The following is a 19,164-nucleotide window of genomic DNA, read 5'->3' on the forward strand; positions in this document are numbered from 1 at the left end:
CTCAGCGCCCGCCCGCCGGCCGCCGCGGAGGCCAGGGGATAAAGCCCGACGTCGACTCGACGTACTCCTTGTACCCTGGCCGGGCGGACATAGCCTTCTCCGTGAGCGGCTTCCCGGTCTTTCCCGCCAGCGCCCAGACCATCAGCGCGGGGGAGAGGACGGTCAGGATACCGGGCCAGGAGTCGGCGGCAACCAGGAACAGCCCGGTCCAGACGGCGGCATCGCCAAAGTAGTTGGGGTGGCGGGTGTAACGCCACAGCCCGGTGTTGAGTACCGTTCCCTTGTTGGACGGGTCCTTCTTGAACTGTGCCAGTTGCCAGTCGCCCACCGTTTCGAACACGAAGCCCACCACCCACAGGACCACTCCCAGGACGGCAACCCAGCCCACCGAGCCGGTGGCGAACATGCCCACCTGAACCGTGAGGGAGACGAAGAACATCACCAGGCCCTGGGGCAGGTAGACACGGCGCAGAGCGTACACATTGCGGGAACCCGGGGCGTCGCTGAGCATTGCCTCGTAGCGGGGGTCCTCGTGGCCGCCGCGCGCACGCCAGCCGATGTGGGCCCCGAGGCGGAGGCCCCACACACCCGTCAGCACCAACAGCAGGAGGCGCCGGCCGTCGTCGCCCGTTCCTGCGGAGAGCAGCCACGAAACCGCGGCGATGGCAGCGAAGCCTGGGCCCCAGGCGACGTCCATGACGGAGTGCCTCCGCTGCGCCACGGCCACGGCGAAGGTCACCGCCAGGACTGCTGCCACGGCGAGGGCCGTCCACGGCAGGCTCGCCAGGAATTCGTTCAGGGGGAAATCCGCCAGCATCACAGCACCACCGGGGCGCCGGGGGCGGTTGCCGGCAACAGGGCGTCAAACCGTCCGCGGCCGCTTTCCAGCTCCACACCGGCGGATTCGGCGAAGGCCTTGAGGACAAAGCCGGTGGCCAGGGTGTGCCACAGCCGGACCTTACGGAACATAAAATGGCCTGCCCCGGCCAGCGACACATAGCGCAGCTCCTTGGCCCGGGCGGTGGCGCGCTGGGCAAATTTCCAGGATTCGGCGGGACTCGTCCAGCGGTCCGTGGAGCCGTGCACAATGAGCACCCGGCGCCCTGCCACGTTCTCCGCCGGTGTCTCGGCACTCAGCCACGGGGCCAGGGCCACCACCGCATCCACCTGGGCATCGTCGGCGGCGCAAAGGGCGGTGAGCCCGCCCATGGAGTGCCCCAGCAGGTACACGGGCACGCCCGGGTGTTCGTCATGGATCCGGGCGAGCGCCCAGCGGGCATCCTGCAGCGGTGACATGTCCGGGCCGTTCCAGCCGCGCACGCTGTTGCGAAGCGTCCAGACCGCAAGCCCGTGGCTGCCGCCGGCCCGGTGCAGGTGCTTCGCGAACGGCACCATCCGGGCCGGGCTCAAGTGGCGGGCCTCAACGGGCTCGTAGCTGTGCGAGCGGCCGCCATGCAGCACGAGTGCCACGCCGCGGGTCTCTCCCGCCGCCTCGCGCACCGTCAGTACGGGCTTGGTGCTTGCGTCGTCATTCCTGCGATTACCCATGCGGGGCCTCCAGACTCCTCGTCCTACAGTTATAAACCCAAGGGTTCCCGTGTTTAGTTCCGGTGTTCATTTCCGGCGCGGCCGGGGGTGCACGGGCACCCGACAACAGGGCTTCCACCTGACATTCGGAGCCGCCGCTGGTGAAGATGGGCGACCGGAGGGGCCGGTGGTTCCGCGTAAAGTTCTGGCATGAGGTTTTTCTGCTGATGGGTGCCGGACACTCGCACGGTCACACGGACCAATCGGAGCCGACACCCCGGGCTCTCGCTGCGCGTAAGCGGGCCAACTGGCTTCTCGCGGCAGTGCTGGTTCCGCTGACCCTCCTGACACTGGCGGCCATGGCCATGATGTGGCCGTCCGGGAACAAGGAGGACCTGAAGCTGGCCAGCCCGTACGCCGCCGCCCCCGGCGTGACCTTCGACACCGGCAAGATCCAGCGGGTGGTGGTGGAAAGCTGCATCCAGGGAAACACCGGCCAAAACCCGGCCGCCCAGCCCGGCACGGGCCAGGACACCGGCCAGGGCGCCACGCAGCCGGGGAGTGAGTGCACCTTCGCCTTTACCGAGCCGGACAAGGGCGGCAACCCGGTCAAAGTGGTGATCAACCCGGACGTGGTGAAGTCCCACGGCGTCAAAGTGGGGGATAACATCCGCTACCTGAACCTCTCCAACGCGCAGGGCGCGTCCGCAGGGCAGGGCGCGCCCGCCTACATCTTCGTGGACTTCGTCCGCACGCTGCCCATCATCCTGCTGGCAGTCCTTTACGCGGCCGTGGTGATCGCCGTGGCGCGCTGGCGCGGGCTGCGGGCACTGATCGGACTGGTGGGCGCCTACGCGGTGCTGGTGACGTTCATGCTACCCGGGCTGGTGGAAGGAAAACCGCCCCTGCTGCTGGCGCTGGTGGGATCCACCGTGATCATGATCGGTGTCCTCTACTTCGCGCACGGCTTCTCGGCGCGAACCTCCACGGCGCTGCTGGGCACCATGTTCGGCCTGGGCATCACGGCCCTCCTGGCGGCCTGGGCCACCGACGCAGCAAACCTGGCCGGCGTGGGCAGCCACGATGCCGCCACGCTGGCGAACATTTCGGACAACATCTCCATCTCCGGCATCATCCTCTGCGGCCTGATCATTTCCGGGCTCGGCGTCCTGAACGACGTCACCATCACCCAGTCCTCGGCGGTGTGGGAACTGTACGAACTTGCGCCGGAGACCAGCGCCCGCCAGCTCTTCTCCTCGGCCATGCGGATCGGCCGCGACCATATCGCCTCCACCGTCTACACCATCGCCTTTGCCTACGCAGGGGCGGCGCTGCCCATCCTCATCATCGTGATGCTGTACGACCGCCCGCTCGGCGAGGCCCTGACCAGTGCTGAACTGTCCGAGGAAGTCATCAGGACCCTCGTCGGTTCGGTGGGGCTGGTGCTGGCCATCCCCGTCACCACGCTGATCGCGGTGCTGGTGGTCAAGGCCACCGGGATCAGGCCCGCTAACGGAGCGGGAACGGCCGGTTCCGTGCCCGGCCGGCCGCCGGTAACGCCCGACGACGTCGCGGACACCGGCGCGCTCGCGGCGGCAGCGGCGGTTTCCCGCGGCGGGCGGACGCGCCCCGCCGGTTCCCCCGCGTCCCGTGAGCCCGGGCGGGAACCACTGCCCGGCAGCCGCCGGGCACGGCGGGCCGCAGAAGGGGAGTAATGCGGGCCGGGCGACGCCGCAGGAGCAGCGTTCCGGCAGCCGGCTCGCCGATTTGCCCGGCTTTGAGACAATGAACGGGTGACTGTTGTAGCAACGCCTCCCGCCCCCAAGCTGGAACTCCCGCCCCTGAAGCTGGGCCCCATCACGGTGGACACTCCCGTGATCCTGGCGCCCATGGCGGGCATTACCAACTCCGCCTTCCGCAGGCTGTGCCGCGAATACGGCGGCGGCCTGTACGTTGCGGAGATGGTCACCTCGCGTGCGCTGGTGGAGCGAACCCCCGAATCCCTGCGGATCATCTCCCACGACCCCGACGAAAAAGTGCGTTCCGTCCAGCTCTACGGCGTGGACCCCGTGACCGTTGGCCAGGCCGTCAGGATGCTCGTCGACGAGGACCGGGCGGACCACATCGACCTCAACTTCGGCTGCCCCGTGCCCAAGGTGACGCGCCGCGGCGGCGGCTCCGCCCTGCCGTGGAAGATCGACCTCTTCACCTCCATCGTGCAGACGGCCGTCCGGGAAGCCTCCAAAGGCGGCATCCCGCTGACCATCAAGATGCGCAAGGGCATCGACGAGGACCACCTGACGTACCTCGACGCCGGGCGGATCGCCCGCGATTCCGGAGTTGCCGCCGTCGCGCTCCACGGCCGCACCGCCTCGCAGTTCTACTCCGGCCAGGCGGACTGGTCAGCCATCGCACGGCTGCGTGAGGCGCTGCCGGACGTTCCCGTGCTGGGCAACGGCGACATCTGGTCCGCCGAAGACGCCGTGCGGATGGTCCGGGAAACCGGCGTGGACGGCGTGGTGGTGGGCCGCGGCTGCCAGGGACGCCCGTGGCTGTTCGGCGACCTGCAGGCCGCGTTCGAAGGCAGCGACAAACGCCACAAGCCCAACCTGCGGCAAGTGGCCGAAGGTGTATACCGCCATGCGGAGCTCATGGTCGAAACCTTTGGCAACGATGAAGGCAAAGCACTCCGCGAGATCCGCAAGCACATGGCCTGGTACTTCAAGGGCTACGTGGTGGGCAGCGAACTGCGGACGCGGCTGGCCATGGTGACCAGCCTTCAGGTCCTGCGCGAAACGCTGGCCGAACTGGACCAGGACTCTCCGTACCCCGGCGTCGATGCTGAGGGCCCCCGCGGACGTGCCGGTTCCCCCAAGAAGCCCGCCCTGCCCAAGGACTGGCTGCTCAGCCGGCAGATGGACGCTGACCAGACACGCGACATCGCCGCCGCGGAACTGGACGTGTCAGGTGGCTGAAACCCGGACCACGGCCCCCGTGCTGCCGGGCTACGAGGCCCATGACTCCGCCCGCTGGGTGGAGGAACCGCCCAAAACCACCTACCGCTCCGACTTCGAACGGGACCGGGCACGGGTCCTGCACTCCTCGGCGCTGCGCCGGCTTGGGGCAAAAACCCAGGTGGTTGCACCGGACACGGACGACTTCGTCCGGACCAGGCTCACGCACAGCCTCGAAGTGGCCCAGGTGGGCCGCGAACTGGGCCGGGCGCTGGGCTGCGATCCCGACGTTGTGGACACTGCCTGCCTCAGCCATGACCTTGGCCACCCGCCCTTCGGGCACAACGGCGAGTCCGCCCTGAACGAGATGGCGCACGCCATCGGCGGCTTTGAGGGCAACGCCCAGACCCTCCGGTTGCTGACCCGGCTGGAGCCCAAGGTGCTGGCCGCGGACGGAACCCCGGCCGGGCTGAACCTCACCCGGGCCAGCCTTGACGCCGCTGCCAAGTACCCGTGGTCGGCGTTGAATGCCCCGGTGATCCACGGCCAGCGGACCAGCAAGTTCGGCGCCTATGAGGATGACCTGCCCATCTTTGACTGGATCCGGGAGGGAGCGCCGGAGCGCAGGTCCTGCCTGGAGGCGCAGGTCATGGACCTCGCGGACGACATCTCCTACTCGGTGCACGACGTCGAGGATGCCATCGTGGCGGGCCACTTCCAGCTCCGCTGGATGGACAACCCGGACCACCGCGCCCGCGTGGTGGGCTACGCCAGGCAGTGGTACCTGCCGCACAACGATCCCGCTGCCATCGATGCCGCGCTGGCCCGGCTGGAGGCCACGGACGTCTGGGTCCGCGAGGCCGACGGCAGCCGCAAGGCGATGGCCGCGCTGAAAAACATGACCAGCCAGTTGATCGGCAGGTTCTGCCAGAGCGCACTGGAGACAACGCGGGCCGTCTACGGCCCCGAAGACCTCACCCGGTACAACGCCGAGCTGATGGTGCCGGATGAAACGGTCATGGAAATCGCCGTCATGAAGGGCCTTGCCACCACGTTCGTGATGACCACCGAACACCGCCAGCCCATCTACGAACGCCAGCGCGAAGTCCTGCACGCCCTGGTGACGGCGCTGAACGCCACCGGGGACCGCCACCTTGAGCCGATGTTCGCTGCCGACTGGCGGGACGCGGCCGACGACGGCGCGCGTCTTCGCGTCGTCATCGACCAGGTCGCCTCACTCACCGACGGTTCAGCTTTGGCGATGTACGAACGGTTGGTCGGCAGCCTGCCGTCGCTGTGGTGAGGCCGATCAACAGCTGGTTCTAAGAATTTACACAGGAAGCGCGAGGAGTATAGAAGGACAGGCAGACCGTACGAGCAGAGCGCAAGAGACGGGAGCAGGTCATGAGTACCCGCAACAGGGGCAAGCGCCTGGCCAGCGGCATCACCGCAGCCGTGGGCGTAGGCAGTCTCGCGACCGCCGGCGTCGCCGCCGCAGCGATCTATTCCGCCACGCCGTCGGTCCTTTCCACAGCGAATTCCACCACCTCGACGTCCCAGGCTCCGGGAGGGGCCACTACACCGGGAGGATCCTCCTCAAGCGGCTCCCCGTCAGGCGGCTATTCCGGCAGTACTGAGGACAACGGCGTTCGGCGCCAGCGTGGCTATGGCGGTACCAGCCCCGTGCAGCCGGGCAGCGGCGGCTTTGCCCACGGACAGTCATCGGGGTCCTGACGTGGACGGCCAATCCAGCTGGACGGTCTGGGGGCTCGACGCCAGCCTCACCGTCACCGATCCGGGGCTGCTGCCGGACGCGGAACGGATAGTACGCCGCATCGTCGCTGAGGTGGACTTGGCCTGCAGCCGTTTCCGCGGCGATTCGGAGCTGATGATGCTCCAGCCCGACATGGCCGCCGGTGTCACCGTCAGCGAGACACTCCGCCACCTGATGGAACGCGCGCTCGCTGCAGCGCACCTGACGGACGGCGACGTCGATCCAACCCTTGGCGCCGACCTGGATGCCCTGGGGTATGCCCGCGGACTAGTCAGCGTGCCGCTGGAAGCAGAACCTGCGCGCGCTGCCGGCCGTGTTCCGGGCTGGCAGCGCATTGCACTCGAAGGACACACGCTGACCGTTCCTGCCGATCTCCGGCTGGACCTGGGCGCAACAGCCAAAGCTGTAGCGGCAGACCTTGCCGCGACCGAGGTGAACGCCGTCCTGGGCTGCGGGGCGCTCGTGTGCCTGGGTGGAGACCTGGCAACCGCCGGTCCGGCACCTGCAGCGTCCGGGCGCCCGGGCCCGTGGCAGATCTTCGTCCAGGACCTACCCGCCGACCCGGGCCAGCATGTTGCCTTGGAACCAGGGTTCGCACTCGCCACCTCCAGTACGCAGAAGCGGCGCTGGAAGCACGCCGGAACCGATGTCCATCACATCCTTGACCCCCGCTTCGGGCTTCCCGCCCGGGCCGTATGGCGTTCTGTCACCGTGGCCGCCCGCACCTGCCTTGAGGCCAACGCGTTTAGCACCGCAGGCGTTGTCCGGGGTACCGCCGCCCCCGAATGGTTTACCTCGGAAGGCGTCCCGGCCCGCTTTGTGGACCAGCAGGGACGGGTTGTTGCCGTCGGCGGCTGGCCCGCGGAACGCTACACCGTGGAGGCGGGTGCTTCCCATGGATGAGGCGATGTGGGCGTTCGGGAGGGCCAGCGGGTTCATGGCCCTTGCACTGTTCACGGCTTCAGTGCTGCTGGGCATCCTCAACCGGTCCGGCCGGCCGCTGCTGGTGCTGCCCAGGTTCTCCATCAGCATCCTGCATCGGAATTTTGCCCTGCTGGCCGCGGTATTCCTGGCCCTGCACATCGGGTCCCTCCTTCTTGACTCCTACGCCAAGCTGCGCCCGGTGGATGTCCTGGTCCCCTTCCTGGGTTCGTACCGGCCGTTCTGGCAGGGACTGGGGACGGTGGCCCTCGATCTCGTGGCGGCCGTGATGGTGACAGGCTTTCTGCGGCACCGGATCGGGCAGCGTGCCTTCAAAGCCGTCCACTGGTTAAGCTACGGCGTCTGGCCCGTGGCGATGGCCCACGCGATCGGAAACGGCACCGATGCCGGCAGCACGTGGTTCTTCCTGCTGGCGGCGGCGTCGGCGCTTGCCGTCGCAGCGGCCGTGGTGTGGCGGCTCTCAGCAGGGTTCCTCGAAACGTCCAAATCACGTGAAGGCAGCCTCCCGTGAACCCCTTCACTGACGTGTCCGCGCAACACCTCCCGCCCGCGGGCCGGCAGGTGTCCCGGCTGCTGGCGGCAGGTCCGGACCCGGCGCTGACCCGGCATCTGGACACCTTCGGCCCTTTGGACGCCGACGCCGTGACGCCCGGATTCCTGACGGTGCTTGAGTCAGCAGGCCTTACGGGCCGTGGCGGCGCAGCCTTCGAAACGGGGCGCAAGGCCATGTCCACGGCCCGGTCCGGGCGGAAGGGGCTGCTTCCGGCCCGGCCGGTGGTGATTGGCAACGGTGCCGAAGGGGAACCCCTCAGCTTCAAGGACCGGACGCTTCTGGCCCACGCGCCGCACCTGGTGATCGATGGCCTGCTTGCCCTGACCCGGGCACTGTCCGGGGCTCAGATGTACCTGTATGTCACCGCCGTCAGCGTTCCCGGTGTGCGGCGCGCCCTTTCGGAGCACCCGGGTGCGCGCCGGATCGAGGTGGTGGAAGCACCCGAAACGTTCGTCTCCGGCGAGGCGAGCGCCGTTGTCAACAGGATTGCCACCGGTTCGGCGTTGCCGCTGGACCAACGCCGCCGGCTCAGTGAGGCGGGACTCAACGGGCGTCCCACGCTGGTGGTCAATGTCGAAACCCTTGCGCAGGTTGCCCTGATCGCCAGGTATGGGGCGGAATGGTTCCGCGAAGCGGGGACCCCCTCGGATCCGGGCACCCGGCTGGTGTCCGTTTCCGGACCGGCTCCGGCCCGCGATGTTGTCCTGGAGGTACCCGGCGGGGCAAGCCTGCCGGACGTCCTCCGCTCCGCCGGCATGGACCCGGACTCAGTGTCCGCTGTGCTGGTGGGCGGATACCACGGCCGCTGGGTCCGGCCGGGCCCGTATGTGCTTTCGCCCACGGGGCCCGCGGGCCGTGCGGTGCGGCCGGGAGCGGGCGTTATCCACGCCCTGGGTGCTGGTGCCTGCGGACTCCAGGTCACCGCGCGGATCGTCTCCTACCTCGCCGGGGAATCGGCGCGCCAATGCGGGCCCTGCATGTTCGGCCTGCCGGCCATGGCGTCGAACCTCAACCGCATTGCCGCCGGGGAAAGGAATCCCCGGCTTCCGGGCGAACTGGACCGCCTTGCCAGGCTTGTGTCCGGGCGCGGGGCGTGCCGGCACCCGGACGGAACAGCGGGGCTGGCCGGCAGCGCGCTGGAAGTTTTCGCCGACGACGTCCGGGCACACCTGAACGGCCGATGCATCGGCCCCGGAGGCCTGGCGGCGTGAGTACCTTCCTTCACATCGACTGGACCAGGTGCGACGGGCGGGGCCTGTGCACCGAACTGCTCTCCGGAATGCTGGACCGGGATGACTGGGGCTATCCCGTGGCCCGCGGCCGGGTGGGCCGCGAGCGCACCGACGTTCCCCTGGCGCCCGCTGACCTCGAGGCTGCACGTGACGCCGTCGCGCTGTGCCCGATGCTGGCCCTCAGCTTTCAGGATGACGGCCAACGGGGGAGCGGCCAGCCGGTGACCGCCGCCCGGGGGACCGCCGTCGAACGGCCACCGCGCGGTCGCCGGTAGTTCACCCGGCGACTAGGATGGCTCTGTGGCCGGGCTGATTAAACGCGAAGATATTGACGAAGTACGCCAGCGCACGGACATCAAGGAAGTCGTCGACGGCTACGTGACGCTCAAGGGCGCCGGCCTGGGATCGTTCAAGGGCCTGTGCCCGTTCCACGACGAGCGCTCGCCGTCGTTCACGGTCCGCCCGCAGGTGGGCAGGTATCACTGCTTCGGCTGCGGCGAGGACGGCGACGTCATCTCCTTCGTCCAGAAGCTGGACCACTCGTCGTTCCATGAGGCCGTTGAAAAGCTGGCGGCCAGGATCGGCTTCGAACTGCATTACGAGGACGGCGGCACCGGCCCCAACCGCGAGGAAGTGGGCAAGCGGCAACGCCTCCTGGACGCCCACAAAGTGGCAGACGAGTTCTTCCGTGCCCAGCTGCTGACCCCCGGGGCCGCAGAGGGCCGCAACTTCCTCCACGGCCGCGGCTTCGACCGCGCCGCCTCCGAACAGTTCGGCGTGGGCTACGCCCCGCAGGGCTGGGACGCGCTGCTCAAGCACCTTCGCGGCCGCGGCTACACGGATGCGGAGCTGAAGCTGACGGGCATGTTCTCGGAAGGCAACCGGGGAATCTATGACCGGTTCCGCGGCCGCCTGGTATGGCCCATCCGCGACATCGCTGGCGACACCATCGGCTTCGGTGCCCGGAAGCTCTACGAGGACGACCAGGGCCCCAAGTACCTCAATACGCCCGAAACCACGCTCTACAAGAAGTCCCAGGTGCTCTATGGCATCGACCTCGCCAAGCGCAACATCGCGAAGGAACGGCAGCTGGTGGTGGTGGAGGGGTACACCGACGTCATGGCCTGCCACCTGTCCGGGATTACGACGGCGGTGGCCACCTGCGGGACCGCGTTCGGCGCTGACCACATCAAGATCGCCCGGCGGCTGTTGTCCGACGACGGCACCGGCGGAGAGGTCATCTTCACCTTCGACGGCGACGCCGCCGGCCAGAAGGCCGCCCTGCGCGCCTTCGAGGAGGACCAGCGCTTCGTGGCACAGACGTACGTGGCCGTGGAACCGACTGGAGCCGATCCCTGCGATCTCCGCCAGGCCCGGGGCGACTCCGCCGTCCGGGACCTCATCAGCAGCCGCCGTCCGCTGTTTGAATTCGCCATCAGGGCCTCGCTGAAGAGGCACAACCTCGACACCGTTGAAGGCCGCATTGCGGCCCTGCGGGAGTCCGCGCCGGTGGTGGCCCAGATCCGTGACGCAGGTATCCGCCCCGGGTACGCCCGCGAGCTGGCGGGCTGGCTCGGCATGCCCGTCGAGGAGGTCAGCCGCGCGGTGGCCGTCGCCGCCAAACGTGCTGCGCAGGGCGAGACGCCCGCAGGCGCTGGCGGGACACCCGGCATAGCCGAGCTGCCGGCGTCGGGCGTTGTGCCGTCCTTCAACAGGCCGGACCCCCGGGACCCCGTGGCGTCCATGGAGCGGCAGGCGCTGGAAGTGGCGCTTCAGGAGCCCGCAATGCTGGCTGGCGCGACCTGGGACCGGTTCAGTGCGGCCCGGTTCCGGACGCCCGCCTACCAGGCCGTCCACGAGGCCATGCGCGCCTCCGGCCCCGGGCTGACCGGCGATCCTGTGCGGTGGGTGGAACAGGTGATGAACGAAGTGCCGGAGCCACTCCGCCCGCTGGTCTCGGAGCTTGCCGTAGTGCCGCTTCCGGCGAGCAATGCCGAAGGCGTGCTCAGATACTGCCGGGATATTCTCGCCCGGCTGTTCGAACTGCAGATCACCAGGGTCAAGGCGGACAAGATGGGACAGCTGCAGAGGCTGGATGCCTCGGCCCATCCTGACGAATTCCAGCGGCTGAACCGGGAGTTGATGATGCTGGAAATGGAGCGCCGTTCGCTGCGTTCCGATGCCTGACCACCCGTGCGCGAACCGGGGCAGGAGGAGTGCGGCACCGCTCAGCTTCGGTTGCCGGTTTCACTTCCCGATTTCATTTCCTGACGGGGGCTTGCTAGGCTAGTACCCGCTTCATTCCTCCTTAGCTCAATTGGCAGAGCATTCGACTGTTAATCGAAGGGTTGCTGGTTCAAGTCCAGCAGGAGGAGCGCACAGTCCCCGTTCCGGGCCACCGGAACGGGGACTTTTTTATACCCCGGCGGGGTATCCAGGCCTACCGTGGAACCCGATTTCACATTGGGGCGGAACCTTTGCTAATGTCATACCTGCTTCATTCCTCCTTAGCTCAATTGGCAGAGCATTCGACTGTTAATCGAAGGGTTGCTGGTTCAAGTCCAGCAGGAGGAGCGCACAGGCCCCGCGGCCGGCTAACAGCCGGCAGCGGGGCCTTTTTGTTTGGCTGAGTCAACAGCTTGTTTGGCTGAGTCAACAGTGCGGGTCAGACGAAGTCCATCTCCACCTGAAGGAAGCGTTCCGCCTCATCGATGGCGGCGCGGAACGCTTCGTCCTCGGTGGGGGACTTCCGCGGTTCCCGGGGATGCCACTCGTGCGGCGCTGAGTGCACCCTGGTGAAGCCGCTGCTCGGCGGAGCGTAGAAGATGCCGAACCGCTGCACGGGCCACTCCGGGGACGTTTCCGGGGCCACCAGGAGCGCGGCGTTGAACGCGGGGTTGAACCACTGGGCGATGGGACGGCGCCGGTCCTCGGTGAAGAGTCCGGCGGCGTACAGCGCTGCGGACTGCGGACTTGTCTGTGCGCACAGCCGTTCCCACCACAGGGGCAGGATGCCGGTGTCGCATCGTTGCCACGTGGCCGGAAGGGGCGGATGATGCTGCTGCCAGTCGGGCACAAAACAACTTTATCGCGCGGGCAATTCCCGGAACAGGGCCACTAAGCCCGGTGCTCCCGGGAGCTTGTCAGGGCCGGTTCCAGGGGCCGGGATTGACCCGGTAAAGCAACGCTGAGCCGGCGATCGCCCCCAGGATGATGCCCATGGCCGGGTTCCCCATCGCCCGCCCGGCGAAGTAACCTGCGACGCCGCCAATCACCGCGCCGAGGAACAACCCCCTGCGGTTGCGGTTAAGTCTCTTGGCCATGGCTTCAGCGTACCGGGGGTCTCAGCGCACCGGGACGGCGGCCGGGGGCCAGTGGGGCCGCGGGGGCTAGTGGATGGAGGGAACCGTGCGCGGGCGCACCACCAGCCACAGCGCAGCCGCGGCCAGCAGGATGCTTGTGGCTTGGACTCCGCCCATGACGGTTGCCGAGATGTCTCCGAACCAGCCCACCACCGGAGAGACGATGCCGGCCATCATGAACGTAGCCGCTCCCAGCAGCGACGCCGCGGTCCCTGCCTGTGCCCCGTGCTTGGAGAGTGCCAGGACCTGCACGCAGGGAAAAGTGAAGCCTGTGCCGAGGATGTAGAACCAGAGCGGCACCATGACGCCCCAGAGCCCGAAGCCGAGCTGGTCGAAAAGGACGATCAGCACCGCCATCAGGAACATCCACGCGGTGGAACAGGCCAGGATCCACTGCGGCGGAACCAGCCTGATCACGCGGGAGCTGGTCTGCACGCCTGCCACGATGCCCAGCGAGTTGATGCCGAAGAGCAGGCCGTACTGCTGGGGCGAGAACCCGTACACATCCTGGAACAGGAAAGGGGAGGCTGAGAGGTAGGCGAAGAGCCCGGCGAAGTTCATGCCGCCGAGCAGCAGCAGGCCCACGAAGATCCGGTCCGAAAAGAGCAGTTTGTAACGCTGGCCCGCCGTCAGGCCCGACCTGCCCCGGAGTTCGCGGGGGAGGGTTTCGCGCACCAGGAGGATTGCGGCGATGATCACCAGCGAGCCGTAGCCGGCCAGGAAATAGAAAATTCCCGGCCAGGGCATGACCAGCAGGAGCTGGGACCCGATGACCGGTGCCAGGATCGGTGCCAGGCCGTTGACCAGGGCCATCCGTGAGAACATCCGCACCATGGCGTATCCCGTGAAAAGGTCCCGCACCATGGCCATGGCCACCACGCCGCCGCCGGCAGCGCCGATGCCCATGAGTACCCGGAACAGTCCCAGCGTCGCCAGGTCCGTGGACAGCGCGGCCCCGAGAGAGGCGGTGATGTGCAGTGCGGTCGCAAGGATCAGCGGGAGCCTCCGGCCGAACTTGTCGCTCAGCGGGCCCACCACCAGCTGTCCCAGCGCGAAGCCCACGGTTGTGCCGGTCAGCGTCAGCTGGACTTCCGCTTCGGAGACTCCGAGGCTCGCCTCAAGGGCGGGGAAGGCCGGCAGGTAGAGGTCGATCGTGAAGGGGCCCAGTGCGGTCAGGGCGCCGAGGAGGAGGATGTACAGGATTTTCCGCTTGCGGCTCAGGGAGTCGCCCGGATTGGCGGGAATGCTCACAGGGATCAATCCTAGGGCGCTCAGATCATACTTTTACAGCGTTGGAGGGCGCGCCACGGGTTATTAGCCGAAGAAGGGGCCGAACCTGAATGATAGTTTTGTCAACGGGGAGTGTGTGAAGCCGCGCAGGCCCTCGGAATCCACCGGAATCCGAATCAAAGATGGAACCAGTTAGGCGGGATCGATGAGCGGACGACACAGCGGCCGGACAACAGGCGGACTAAGTATTGCGGCGCTGCCCAAAACTCTGAGGCTCGTTGCGAAACTGGCACCACGGCAGCTCAATGACGAAATCGCCCTCGCGAAGATTGAGCTGAAGCGCAAGGGCATCGAGGTCGGGGTGGCTGCGGCGTTCCTGGTTGTTGCGCTGGTGTTCGTTGCCTTCCTCATCACCGGACTCATTGTTGCGGCAATCATGGGGCTTGCCACCATCATGCCCGCCTGGCTGGCAGCCCTCCTTGTGTGCGCCGTCTTCCTTGTCATCGCCCTCATCGGCGCACTGATCGGCATGAGGAAATTCAAGAAGGCCATGCCGCTGGTGCCCGAAGACACAATCCGCGGTCTCAAACACGATCTCGGCATCGTGAAGGAAGGCTCGGAGTTCAACCCGGCTGTCCTGGACCCGACCACCGAGCAGGCAAAGGCCGCAAAGGCCGCCAAGGAAGCGAAGGCGGCGCAGGAAAAGGCGGAGAAGGAGGCCAAGGAAGCGGCGAAGCCGGACCTTGGACCGGCACCTACGGAAGCCGACCTGCGGAGCCGGCTGGACAAGCGCCGTCGGCACCTGACGGGCGTCCGCGACGAGCTTGGCGAGGAACTCGACGTCAAGACCCAGGCGCAACTGCTGCTGGCCGCCGCCGACGCCGGCCTGAAGTCCGGCAAGGCCAGCGCAGGCCGCCAGGCAGAATCCCTCAGCCGCTCGGCATCCGCCCTGCTGAACCGTGCCGGCGAGAGCCAGGTCGGCGAGCGCTGGAAGCCGCTGGCTGCCCTGGCGGCATCGGCCGCCGTCCTCGTAGTCCTCCTCCGCAAGCTCCTCAAAGGCTAGCGCTACCGGCACCACCCAGGCAGTCCAAGCGGCAAGGGAAGGAGGTTAGGGATGAAGTTCATCAACGCGGGCGCACGTCCGGGCCAGCGCCATGTGGACAGCGACGCCGTCTTCACCATCCCCAACATCCTGACTGTTGTCCGGTTCATGGGCGTGCCGCTCTTCATCTGGCTGGTCCTGGGTCAGAAGGAGTATGCCCTCGCCACGATCGTGCTGGTGGTCATGGGCAGCACGGACTGGGTGGACGGGTACATCGCCCGCCGCTTCAACCAGACGTCCAGGCTGGGCCGGATCATGGATCCGGTGGCCGACCGGATGGCGCTCATTGCCGTCGCCGTCACCCTGGTGATCGCGGGCGTCGTGGAATGGTGGTACCTGACCGCCCTGGTGGTTCCGGATGCCATCCTGATGGCCGTTTCGCTGTACTACTTCCACAGCCACCCGGACCTCCCGGTCAGCCGGATCGGAAAAATCCGGACTGCGCTCCTCCTCGTTGGCACCCCGCTGCTGGTGCTCGCCAAGCTGCCCATCCCCCTGACCGAGCTGTATTTCGTCGCTGCGTGGATCTTCCTTGGCCTCGGGCTGATCGGCCACTGGGTGGCGGCCTACAACTATTTCTGGGCCATCATCCGTAAGGGCCGGCTCAAGGCTGCGGACGACGGCGGACGCGGCTGATGGTGTGGCTCGCCGTCTTCCTGGCGGTGCTGGGTGCCTTTTGCCTGGCGATCGGCGCGCAACGCCAAGGCAGTGCGGTCAAGGCCGACACCGGCGGCCTTGCGCTCAGCTCGCACGGCTTTCTTCGGCTCATCCGCAATCCGCGCTGGGTTTTCGGTCTGTTGCTGCTCTGCGCCGGCATGGCGATGAACGCTGTAGCGCTCGTTTCGGCGCCGCTGACGGTGGTGCAGCCGATCGGGGCAATCGCACTGGTCATCACCACTGTCGTTAACGCCAAGGACCAGGGCCTGAGCATCAACCGTGCCACGGTGGTTGCCATCTCGGCGTGTGTCACCGGATCTGCGATGTTCGTCCTGCTTGCGGTGAATGTGACGCAGGAAAACCATCACGTGAGTTTCGACGACGAACTCACCATTGTGCTGCTGCTCGCCCTCGCGGTTGGCCTCTTCGGCACGCTGGCTTTGGTGTTCAAGCACCGGATGAGCGCCTTTATCTACATTCTGGGGGCAGGCGTGCTCTTCGGTTTCGTGGCAGTGCTGACCCGCATCATCGGCAAGCACCTGCTGGACCCCAACGGGCTGGTTCTGCTCAACGTGCAGTGGTATTCGGTGGTGGCCATCGCCGCAGCGGGCGGCCTGGGCTCGTGGTTTGTCCAGTCGGCGTACTCCGGCGGCCCGCCGGACCTGGTCATAGCCGGGCTTACGGTTGTTGACCCCATTGTGGGAATCGCCATCGGCATCGCCATCCTCGGCGAACTCCGGCCGGATGTCCACGCCGTGCTGGCGATTGCCATGGGGGCGGCCGCTTCCCTTGCTATCGTGGGGGTAATCGCCCTCTCGCGGCACCATCCCGAAGTGACCAAGCGCAAGAAGGACGCGCGCAAGGCAGCGGGGCGGGTGTCCTAGGGGCGGCTGATACCCAGACTTCACCTGAAGTCCCGGCGCGAGAGCGCCGAGGGACAGCCGGCCGCCACAGCCAGCGCTGACCGCACCGTGACCACCAGGAGCTCTCCACGTGACCTTGCCCGACAGCCAGCACCCACTCACCATCCTGATTGCTGCGGACACCTACCCGCCCCACGTCAACGGAGCCGCGCAATTCGGATACCGGCTGGCCAAGGGCATGACCGCCCGCGGACACGACGTCCACGTGCTGGCATGCCGTCCGGACAAGGGTAAGAGTTTCACCGAGTTCCGTGCGGAGGGTACGGTTCATCGGATCCGCTCCCACTCAGTTCCCACGCACGAGTATTTCCGCATCACCTTCCCCTGGGAGATCAAGAAGGAGATCAGCCTCCTGTTCGACCGGGTCAAGCCGGACGTGGTGCACATCCAGAGCCACTACATGATCGGCGAGCACGTGCTCTACGAAGCCGAGCGTCGCGGGGTGCGGATCATAGCCACGAACCACTTCATGCCGGAGAACCTCAACCCCTTCCTGCCATTCCCGCAGTGGTTCAAGGACATCGTGGGACGCATTTCCTGGAAGGACATGGGCAAGGTGATGGGCCGGGCTGACGTTGTCACCACGCCCACTCCGCTCGCCGCCAAGGCCATGCACCAGCACGCCTTCCTGCGCAAGGTCCTGCCGCTCTCCAACGGCATTGATTCGGCAGCCTATGAACTCCGCGAGGGTGAGGTGATCGAGCGGCACCCGTACCCCACCGTGCTGTTCGCGGGCCGCCTCGCCGAGGAGAAGCACGTCAACGTCCTCATCGATGCGGTGGCAAAGACCCCGGCAGAGCTGAATGTCCACCTGGAGATCGTCGGGGGAGGCGAGGTCCGCGCCGCCCTCGAAGCCCAGGTGGCACGGCTGGGACTGGAATCCCGGGTGAAGTTCCTGGGCCTGGCGAGCGACTCCGAACTGCGCGAGGCGTACATCAAGGCGGACCTGTTCTGCATGCCGGGAACAGCTGAGCTCCAGTCCCTGGTCACTCTGGAGGCCATGTCCGCGTCCACCCCGGTGCTGCTGGCGGATGCGATGGCGCTGCCGCACCTCGTGCGCGACGGTGAAAACGGCTACCTCTTCACTCCCAACGACAGCGACGACCTCGCCGCCAAGATCACCCGGATCCTCCAGCTTCCGGCTGAAGACCTTGCAGCGATGGGCAGGGCCAGCCGCTGCATGGTGGAGCCGCACAGCATCCAGGGGACCCTTCAGACGTTCGAAGACCTCTACCGCGGCGCCACCTACGACGACAAAGTGGTGTAACCCCGAAGGCGGGTAATCCCCGCACGCCCCTGGTGCTGGTGCGCGTCTCGGGCGATTACTATTGCTAGAGTGTTTTTGCCCCGGAACTGCCGAGGCTCCCTGAGGAGCCGGCGGTCCGCGGGGCGCACGGGGCTATAGCTCAGCTGGTTAGAGCGCGGGACTCATAATCCTAAGGTCCTCGGTTCAAGTCCGAGTAGCCCTACGAGAAGTTACAGCGCCCGGCACGGGAAGCCGGTCGCATGCGCCGACAGCGCCCCTGCCAGGGAGCCGTGGCCGATGTTCAAACATCGGCCACGGCTCTTTTTTGTTTGCCGCCCGGGGCGTGCAAAGACCCTGTGTCCGCTTGCCCGCCACACTCCGCTGCGGTATGTTACTCATCAGTAACTTAATCGCCGGCGCGACGTCGGCGTCTTCTGGTCGCTGCTGATCACACGTGAAGGAACCCCATGTCCAAAGCTGCTATCGACATCAACAACCTGCCGTACGCCGACGGCGACTTCTTCGCGTTCGAGCAGTTGCTCAGCGGCAAGGAACGCGACCGGCTGGCCGAAGTCCGGGAGTTCCTGGACCGCGAGGTCAAGCCGATAGCCGTCGATTGCTGGAACCGGGCCGAGTTCCCGATGGACCTGATCCCGAAGCTGGCCGAGATCGACCTGGTCAGCCCCGTCCGGCGCCAGGGGTACTCCAACCTGTTCGCCGGAATCCTGCACGCAGAAGCCACGCGCGCGGACACCTCCATCGCCACCTTCCTGGGTGTGCATGACGGCTTGTTCACCGGCTCCATTGAGGCCCTCGCCTCGCAGGAACAGCAGGAAGCCTGGTTGCCGGACATTTACTCGCTGAAGAAGATCGGCGCCTTTGGCCTTACCGAGCCGCTGGGTGGTTCGGATGTTGCCGGCGGCACCCGCACTACTGCCCGCCGCGAAGGCGGCAGCTGGATCCTCAACGGCGCCAAGCGCTGGATCGGCAATGCCACGTTCTCGGACTGGGTGGTCATTTATGCCCGTGACGAGGCTGACAACCAGGTCAAGGGCTTCCTGGTTGACACCGGGACCGAGGGGTACAGCGCCACCAAGATTGAAAACAAGATCTCGCTTCGGACCGTCCAGAACGCCGACATCACGCTCGACAACGTCGTGGTCCCGGACTTCTTCAAGCTCGCCCATGCCAACAGCTTCCGCGACACCAACAAGGTCCTGAAAGTGACCCGGCTCGCCGTCGCCTGGCAGGCTGTCGGCCAGCAGCTCGCGGCCTTCGACGTGGCCCGGCGCTACGCCGTGGAGCGCAGCCAGTTCGGCCGGCCGATCGCTTCCTTCCAGCTGGTGCAGAACCAGCTGGTGCAGATTCTTGGCAACGCCGTCAGCTCCATGGGCATGATGGTCCGGCTTTCCCAGCTTGAAGACGCCGGCGAGGCGAAGGACGAGCAGTCCGCCCTTGCCAAGGCCTTCACGACGGCCAGGATGCGCGAAAGCGTTGCCATCGGCCGCAGCCTCCTCGGTGGCAACGGCATTGTCACGGACTTCGAGATGGCCAAGATCTTTTCCGACGCCGAGGCGATCTATTCCTATGAGGGCACCCACGAGATCAACACCCTGGTGACTGGGCGTGCCATCACCGGGATTTCAGCCATCGTGTAGCCAA

The 19,164-nt window shown here is 66.9% G+C and carries 19 protein-coding genes and 3 tRNA genes; 17 read left to right on the plus strand and 5 right to left on the minus strand.

Going from position 1 to position 19,164, the window contains the following annotated elements; genetic code table 11:
* Position 1 precedes the first annotated feature (1 nt).
* Entirely contained in the window at positions 2 to 814 is an 813-nt protein-coding gene (locus TV39_RS06905; protein ID WP_082049559.1) for a DUF1295 domain-containing protein, read from the minus strand.
* Positions 815 to 816: 2 nt separating this feature from the next.
* Positions 817 to 1,548, minus strand: coding sequence for an alpha/beta hydrolase (locus TV39_RS06910; protein ID WP_043479991.1), 732 nt, complete (start codon positions 1,546 to 1,548; stop codon positions 817 to 819).
* A gap of 206 nt (positions 1,549 to 1,754) precedes the next feature.
* Here TV39_RS06910 and TV39_RS06915 point away from each other — a divergent pair, with 206 nt between their 5' ends.
* The 11 genes from TV39_RS06915 to TV39_RS06965 all read left to right on the plus strand — a co-directional run bounded on the left by TV39_RS06915 (position 1,755) and on the right by TV39_RS06965 (position 11,556).
* Positions 1,755 to 3,242 (plus strand): YibE/F family protein, encoded by a 1,488-nt coding sequence (locus TV39_RS06915; RefSeq protein ID WP_043480255.1) that lies wholly within the window; start codon positions 1,755 to 1,757, stop codon positions 3,240 to 3,242.
* Positions 3,243 to 3,320: 78 nt separating this feature from the next.
* Positions 3,321 to 4,502: a tRNA dihydrouridine synthase DusB gene (gene dusB / locus TV39_RS06920; RefSeq protein ID WP_043479993.1), complete on the plus strand. Its 1,182-nt coding sequence runs from the start codon at positions 3,321 to 3,323 to the stop codon at positions 4,500 to 4,502.
* Positions 4,495 to 5,784 carry a deoxyguanosinetriphosphate triphosphohydrolase gene (locus TV39_RS06925; RefSeq protein WP_043479994.1) on the plus strand — a complete coding sequence of 430 codons (1,290 nt, stop codon included), beginning with the start codon at positions 4,495 to 4,497 and terminating at the stop codon, positions 5,782 to 5,784. Before dusB ends, TV39_RS06925 begins: the two co-directional genes overlap by 8 nt.
* A 101-nt stretch (positions 5,785 to 5,885) precedes the next feature.
* Positions 5,886 to 6,215, plus strand: a complete 330-nt coding sequence (locus tag TV39_RS06930) for a hypothetical protein (RefSeq protein WP_043479996.1) — start codon at positions 5,886 to 5,888, stop codon at positions 6,213 to 6,215.
* A gap of 1 nt (position 6,216) precedes the next feature.
* Positions 6,217 to 7,158 (plus strand): FAD:protein FMN transferase, encoded by a 942-nt coding sequence (locus tag TV39_RS06935; protein WP_043479998.1) that lies wholly within the window; start codon positions 6,217 to 6,219, stop codon positions 7,156 to 7,158.
* Positions 7,151 to 7,708, plus strand: a complete 558-nt coding sequence (locus tag TV39_RS06940) for a ferric reductase-like transmembrane domain-containing protein (RefSeq protein ID WP_043479999.1) — start codon at positions 7,151 to 7,153, stop codon at positions 7,706 to 7,708. The genes TV39_RS06935 and TV39_RS06940 overlap by 8 nt, the downstream gene beginning before the upstream one ends.
* Positions 7,705 to 8,961 carry an NADH-ubiquinone oxidoreductase-F iron-sulfur binding region domain-containing protein gene (locus tag TV39_RS06945; RefSeq protein WP_052500518.1) on the plus strand — a complete coding sequence of 419 codons (1,257 nt, stop codon included), beginning with the start codon at positions 7,705 to 7,707 and terminating at the stop codon, positions 8,959 to 8,961. The genes TV39_RS06940 and TV39_RS06945 overlap by 4 nt, the downstream gene beginning before the upstream one ends.
* Positions 8,958 to 9,257 carry a ferredoxin gene (locus TV39_RS06950; RefSeq protein WP_052500519.1) on the plus strand — a complete coding sequence of 100 codons (300 nt, stop codon included), beginning with the start codon at positions 8,958 to 8,960 and terminating at the stop codon, positions 9,255 to 9,257. Before TV39_RS06945 ends, TV39_RS06950 begins: the two co-directional genes overlap by 4 nt.
* A gap of 25 nt (positions 9,258 to 9,282) precedes the next feature.
* Entirely contained in the window at positions 9,283 to 11,169 is a 1,887-nt protein-coding gene (dnaG, locus tag TV39_RS06955) for a DNA primase (protein WP_043480001.1), read from the plus strand.
* Between the two features lie 115 nt (positions 11,170 to 11,284).
* Positions 11,285 to 11,357: transfer RNA gene (locus TV39_RS06960), tRNA-Asn, on the plus strand.
* Between the two features lie 126 nt (positions 11,358 to 11,483).
* Positions 11,484 to 11,556: transfer RNA gene (locus TV39_RS06965), tRNA-Asn, on the plus strand.
* A 91-nt stretch (positions 11,557 to 11,647) separates the two neighbouring features.
* Here the strand turns inward: TV39_RS06965 and TV39_RS06970 are convergent.
* From TV39_RS06970 to TV39_RS06980, 3 genes are all read right to left on the minus strand, one after another.
* Positions 11,648 to 12,058, minus strand: a complete 411-nt coding sequence (locus TV39_RS06970) for a hypothetical protein (RefSeq protein WP_043480006.1) — start codon at positions 12,056 to 12,058, stop codon at positions 11,648 to 11,650.
* A gap of 67 nt (positions 12,059 to 12,125) precedes the next feature.
* On the minus strand, positions 12,126 to 12,305 hold the full coding sequence (locus TV39_RS06975) for a hypothetical protein (protein WP_043480008.1): 180 nt from the start codon (positions 12,303 to 12,305) through the stop codon (positions 12,126 to 12,128).
* 66 nt (positions 12,306 to 12,371) lie between these two features.
* A complete protein-coding gene (locus TV39_RS06980; protein ID WP_442853488.1) occupies positions 12,372 to 13,595 on the minus strand; it encodes a multidrug effflux MFS transporter in 1,224 nt (407 codons plus the stop codon).
* A gap of 184 nt (positions 13,596 to 13,779) precedes the next feature.
* Between TV39_RS06980 and TV39_RS06985 the strand changes: the two genes are divergently transcribed.
* From TV39_RS06985 to TV39_RS07010, 6 genes are all read left to right on the plus strand, one after another.
* Positions 13,780 to 14,637, plus strand: a complete 858-nt coding sequence (locus TV39_RS06985) for a phage holin family protein (protein WP_043480009.1) — start codon at positions 13,780 to 13,782, stop codon at positions 14,635 to 14,637.
* A gap of 51 nt (positions 14,638 to 14,688) precedes the next feature.
* A complete protein-coding gene (locus TV39_RS06990) occupies positions 14,689 to 15,312 on the plus strand; it encodes a CDP-alcohol phosphatidyltransferase family protein (RefSeq protein ID WP_043480011.1) in 624 nt (207 codons plus the stop codon).
* A complete protein-coding gene (locus TV39_RS06995; protein ID WP_043480013.1) occupies positions 15,312 to 16,217 on the plus strand; it encodes a DMT family transporter in 906 nt (301 codons plus the stop codon). The genes TV39_RS06990 and TV39_RS06995 overlap by 1 nt, the downstream gene beginning before the upstream one ends.
* A 109-nt stretch (positions 16,218 to 16,326) precedes the next feature.
* Positions 16,327 to 17,523 carry a glycosyltransferase gene (locus tag TV39_RS07000; protein ID WP_043480014.1) on the plus strand — a complete coding sequence of 399 codons (1,197 nt, stop codon included), beginning with the start codon at positions 16,327 to 16,329 and terminating at the stop codon, positions 17,521 to 17,523.
* 128 nt (positions 17,524 to 17,651) lie between these two features.
* Positions 17,652 to 17,725: transfer RNA gene (locus TV39_RS07005), tRNA-Ile, on the plus strand.
* Positions 17,726 to 17,969: 244 nt separating this feature from the next.
* Positions 17,970 to 19,160, plus strand: coding sequence for an acyl-CoA dehydrogenase family protein (locus TV39_RS07010; protein ID WP_043480016.1), 1,191 nt, complete (start codon positions 17,970 to 17,972; stop codon positions 19,158 to 19,160).
* The last annotated feature ends 4 nt before the right edge of the window (positions 19,161 to 19,164 follow it).

The sequence above is a fragment of the Arthrobacter sp. SPG23 genome (assembly GCF_000876655.1).
Lineage (GTDB): Bacteria > Actinomycetota > Actinomycetes > Actinomycetales > Micrococcaceae > Arthrobacter.